This is a genomic window from Candidatus Effluviviaceae Genus V sp., from assembly GCA_014728125.1.
Taxonomy (GTDB): Bacteria; Joyebacterota; Joyebacteria; order Joyebacterales; family Joyebacteraceae; genus WJMD01.
This window is the reverse complement of record WJMD01000184.1, coordinates 1-4,409: the sequence shown is the minus strand read 5'-3', so window position 1 is coordinate 4,409 and position 4,409 is coordinate 1. Positions and strand designations below refer to the sequence as shown.

Here is a 4,409-nt window from a genome sequence, read left to right as displayed (position 1 = left end):
CGGGTGACGCCGATGGCGTAGGTGTTGTTGAAGCCGAGCGGAGGGCTGATCGCGACGCCGAACCGGGCGAGGACGCTCTCGAGCGTCGCGCCGGGCGCCACCTCGACCCCGTGCAGGATCTCCTCGCGGATCGTGCCTGTGTACTCAGGGTAGGCATCGATCTCGCCGGCGACCAGGGCGTTCCAGAGAATGCGGGTCCCGCCGAGCTCGCGCAGATGGTTCACGACGAGCCCCTCGTCGCGTCCAAGGTGAGCGAGAACCTCCCCCAGGATGACGTTCTCCGTGAACTTCTTGGAGCCGACTGTGATGGCCACAGGCTCCTGCGCCGCGGCAGTGCAGAAGAAGAGAGAAGTTGCGACGAATGCGAGCAGGAGGCGTCTCATCGCGACACCTCCTCGAGCGGGCTCCGCTGCGCGCTGATGAATCTCGTGACGAACGGGTCGTCCGGCCGCTCAACGAGATCCTCGAGCGTGCCCGACTGAACGATGCGCCCGTCGCGCATGATGACGATCGAGTCGCCGAAGAAGGCGGCTTCCCCCATGTCGTGGGTGACCATGACGACCGTCTTCCCGAGGTCAGTGAAGATCTCGCGGAGGTCGGTCTGGAGGTCGGCCCTGATCATGGGATCGAGCGCCCCCAGCGGCTCGTCCAGCAGGAGCAGCTCGGGATCCAGCATGAGCGCCCGCATGAGGCTGACGCGCTGCCGCTGCCCGCCGGAGAGCTGGATGGGATACCGAGACATCAGCTGGGCGGGCATGTGGGTCAGCGCACAGAGCTCTTCGACCCTCTCGTCCATCCGCTTCCGCCGCCAGCCCCAGGTTTCCGCGGCGAGCGTGACGTTCCCCCGAGCCGTCAGGTGGGGAAAGAGCCCGCCCTCCTGGATGACATAGCCGATGGAACGCCGCTCCTCGAGCATTTTCTCGGGATGAAGCACCCGGCCGTCGAGCTCCACCTCGCCCGAGTCGGGAGGGACGAGACCTACGATGATGCGGAGCAGCGTGGACTTCCCGCAGCCGGACGGGCCGATGAGCACGGTGGTCGTGTTCGTCGGGAACTCAAGAGAGAGCTCTCGGAGCGCTGTCTGGCCGCCGAAACGCTTAGATATGCCGGTGAGCCTGAGCATGGGCCAGTATACGCGAGGCCCGCACCCGTGTCCACCTGATGGGGACCGACGAGGCGCACGGTACGCTGTCCGCAACAGCGTCTTGTCCGGCCCGGAACGCCGCGAGACCCTGTTATCTGTACTCGGGGTTCGGATGGTCGAACCGGCAGCCGGCCTCCCAGGCGCTCCGCTGGTTGCCGTGGGCAGGGATGCCGCCGGCGTCCTTCAGCAGCCGGGCCAGATGGAGCAGGTTCCAGGTCATGAAGGTCGTGTTGCGCTGCGTGAAATCGTTCTGCGGTCCGCCCGAGCCTTCGTCGGCGTACGATGGGCCCGGACCGACCTCGCCGATCCATCCGGCGTCCGCCTGCGGCGGGATGCAGTAGCCGAGATGCTGCAGAGCGTAGAGCACCGCCATCCCGCAGTGCTTCACCCCGTCCTCGTTCCCTGTGACGATGCACCCCCCAACGCGGCCGTAATAGACGTACTGTCCCTGATCGTTGAGCTTCCCGGACTCGCTGTAGAGCCGCTCGATGAGGCGTCTGCACACCGAGCTTTCCTCTCCCAGCCAGATCGGCGTGCCTACGACGAGGATATCCGCGGCCATCACCTTCTCGAAGAGCTTCGGCCAGTCATCACGGTCGAACCCGTGCTCGGTCATGTCCGGATAGACGCCGGGGGCCAGCACGTGGTCGACGGGTCGCACGATCTCGGTCTCGACCCCGTTCGCCTCCATGATGGCCGTCGAGATACCGATCAGCGCCTCTGTGTGGGACATCACCCCGGTCGGCTTGAGCGTGCAGTTCAGGAAGAGGGCAGTGAGACCGGTGAAATCGAAGTCGTGGCTCCCGCAGAGTTCGAGCTGCTGCTTCGATAGTGTCGTCATGGACGGCTCCCTCGTGTGGGTTCAGGCGGGTCGGCTCGGTGGCGGCTCAGCGTAGCAGAGTGACGCTCAACGTACCAACATGAACGATACTGGCTCCGGTCGGATGCGGGTGGCCGTGGGTTCCTGTCCGAGGTTCCCGTGGCGGGCCTCACAGCCGGGTCCTCGCAAACACTGTCGACAGAGAACGCGTGCGGCCCGTACACTCAAGGAGGATCTGCATGTCCACCTGTCCAGGGTGAGGTAGATGATGCGTACTGTACTGTTCCTCTCAAGCCTGCTTCTGATCGCTGTCGCCTGTGTCCCCTCTGTCGCCTGCACGTCGTTCGTCATGGACGGCCCCGAAGGCCCCATCTTCGGGACGAACCTGGACCTCTTCATTCCAGGTGACGGCCTCATCCTCGTGAACCTCCGGGGCGTCCACAAGGCCACCTACCAGACGGGGACAACGGGTGAACGCCACAACTGGAGGAGCGAGTACGGAAGCGTCACGTTCAACCTCGCCGGCAACGAGTTCGCGTGGGGCGGCATGAACGAGGCAGGGCTCGTCGTGAGCTCGATGGAGCTCCGGGCGGGTGAGTATCCGGAGCCGGACGAACGGCCCGCCTTCTTCGACGGGAACTGGACGCAGTACGTGCTCGACATGTGCGCGACCGTCGACGAGGCCGCGGCCTCCCTCACGAACCTCGCCGTCCGCGACGGGAACTACACGAGCCACTATCTGGTGGCCGACGCCGACGGCGATGCCATCGCCGTCGAGTTCCTGGATGGCGAGCAGGTCGTTCACTCAGGTGAGGCCATGCGCGTCAAGGCGATGGCGAACATACGCTACGAGAGAGGCCTCTACGCGCACGAACACGGCGGAAGGAAGTGGTGGTGGTCGAACCCCGGGCAGTCCTCGGAGCGGGTCTCCGCATGCCAGCGTCGCGCCGAGGCCTTCGACGCGGCGCGTGACACGAGCGCCGTGGACTACGCGTTCGGGACGCTTCTCTACTACGTCGCGGCGCCGAACACGCGCTGGAGCATCGTGTTCGATGTTCCGAGTCGCGTGATCCACTACAGAACCGACCAGAGCCCCATCCACAAGAGCATCTCGTTCGAGAACCTCGATTTCACCTGCGGGGCCGGGAAGCGGATGCTCGATGTCAACACGCGACACGAAGGACCTGTCGACGGACGCTTCGTACCCTACGTTCCCGCAGTGAACCAGAACGTCTTCCAGACATTCTGCGAGAGGTACGGCATCAACGTCTCGGACGAGGATGCCAGGGACCTGATGGGATTCTACGACGCCTTCACCTGCACGCCCTGAGACCCCGCAAGCCGCGCCTCCCGGCCGGATGAATCGTGCTCAGCCCCCGTGAATCGAAAGAAGAGAGGCGGGTCGGATGCGCCGCCCTCGCCTTTGCTGAAGGAACCGACAGGGGGAAACCGTGAACCGATCTCTGACAATGAGACTTCTGGTGACTGCGCTCTTCCTTTCGGCGGTCACGGGGCTGCGGCCCGCGAGAGCCGAGACGCTTCTGCAGGCGACGCTCGACGGGTCACAGGTCGCCCCGCCCTCCGACTCGGACGCGACGGGAACGGCAACGCTGATCCTGAACGACGCGCAGACCCAGGTCGAGTACGTGGTCATGTACGCCGGCCTGGAGGGCGAGGAGACCGACGCGCACTTTCACCAGGGAGGACCGGGCGAGGACGGTCCGATCCTGCACCATCTGCCCCTCGGAAGCCCGAAGTTCGGAACCTGGGACGTCGACGCCCACGAGGTGGGCTATCTGCTCAACGGCATGGTGTACGTCAACATCCATACGACGACGCACGTGAGCGGCGAGATCCGTGGTGACATCACGGAGTCGACGGCCGGTCTGACGCTCGGCGCCGTCGACACCAGCTGGGGCAGGATCAAAGCGCTCTTCAATGAGGACTGAGACGGGGCACCGCGCCTACGGCATGTATCCCAGCGAGCGCAGCTCCTCCTCGAGCTCCTCGCTCACCTCGATGTCGATGGCGGTTCCACCGGGCGTCGGCAGCAGGGCCTTCAGTTTCGCGCCGAGTTCCCTCCCCTTCGACTCCAGGTCGACCCTCTCGTCCGGGTCGGTCGCAAGGTCCTCGAGAACGTGACTGCCGTCGCTCCCGATCGTAAGTCGCAGGTTGCCGACGCGGACGGTCTGATAGGCGGTCCTGTACGATGATCCATCGAGCTCGGGGTTCATCCCCTGAAGTCGCTCGATGAGGGCCGGGCGTCCGCCCGCGTACTCGGCGATGAGAGGCCGGTCGCTCGGAGCCGGCGCACCGAGGAGCGACCTGGCGTGCGGCCGGTCTCCCGGGAGCTCGACGCCGGCGAGCTCGAGCACGGTCGGGTAGAGGTCGGTCAACATCACCGGGTCGTTCCGCATCCCCGCCTCGAGCCTACCCGGTGCTCGG

At 65.5% G+C, this 4,409-nt stretch carries 6 protein-coding genes; 2 read left to right on the top strand and 4 right to left on the bottom strand.

The window, feature by feature from the left end:
• From GF405_10935 to GF405_10925, 3 genes are all read right to left on the bottom strand, one after another.
• On the bottom strand, nucleotides 1–383 hold a 383-nt coding region (locus GF405_10935; GenBank protein ID MBD3368666.1), incomplete at its 3' end, for an amino acid ABC transporter permease.
• Entirely contained in the window at nucleotides 380–1,123 is a 744-nt protein-coding gene (locus GF405_10930; GenBank protein MBD3368665.1) for an ATP-binding cassette domain-containing protein, read from the bottom strand. The genes GF405_10930 and GF405_10935, both read right to left, overlap by 4 nt.
• 112 nt (nucleotides 1,124–1,235) lie before the next feature.
• Nucleotides 1,236–1,985 carry a flavodoxin family protein gene (locus tag GF405_10925; GenBank protein ID MBD3368664.1) on the bottom strand — a complete coding sequence of 250 codons (750 nt, stop codon included), beginning with the start codon at nucleotides 1,983–1,985 and terminating at the stop codon, nucleotides 1,236–1,238.
• Between the two features lie 244 nt (nucleotides 1,986–2,229).
• On the opposite strand from GF405_10925, the gene GF405_10920 reads away from it, so the two are divergent.
• Nucleotides 2,230–3,294 (top strand): linear amide C-N hydrolase, encoded by a 1,065-nt coding sequence (locus tag GF405_10920; protein MBD3368663.1) that lies wholly within the window; start codon nucleotides 2,230–2,232, stop codon nucleotides 3,292–3,294.
• A gap of 121 nt (nucleotides 3,295–3,415) precedes the next feature.
• On the top strand, nucleotides 3,416–3,913 hold the full coding sequence (locus tag GF405_10915; protein ID MBD3368662.1) for a CHRD domain-containing protein: 498 nt from the start codon (nucleotides 3,416–3,418) through the stop codon (nucleotides 3,911–3,913).
• A 15-nt stretch (nucleotides 3,914–3,928) separates the two neighbouring features.
• Here GF405_10915 and GF405_10910 read toward each other — a convergent pair whose 3' ends face one another.
• Complete coding sequence (locus tag GF405_10910) at nucleotides 3,929–4,381, bottom strand: hypothetical protein (GenBank protein ID MBD3368661.1); 453 nt, start codon at nucleotides 4,379–4,381, stop codon at nucleotides 3,929–3,931.
• Nucleotides 4,382–4,409: the final 28 nt, after the last annotated feature.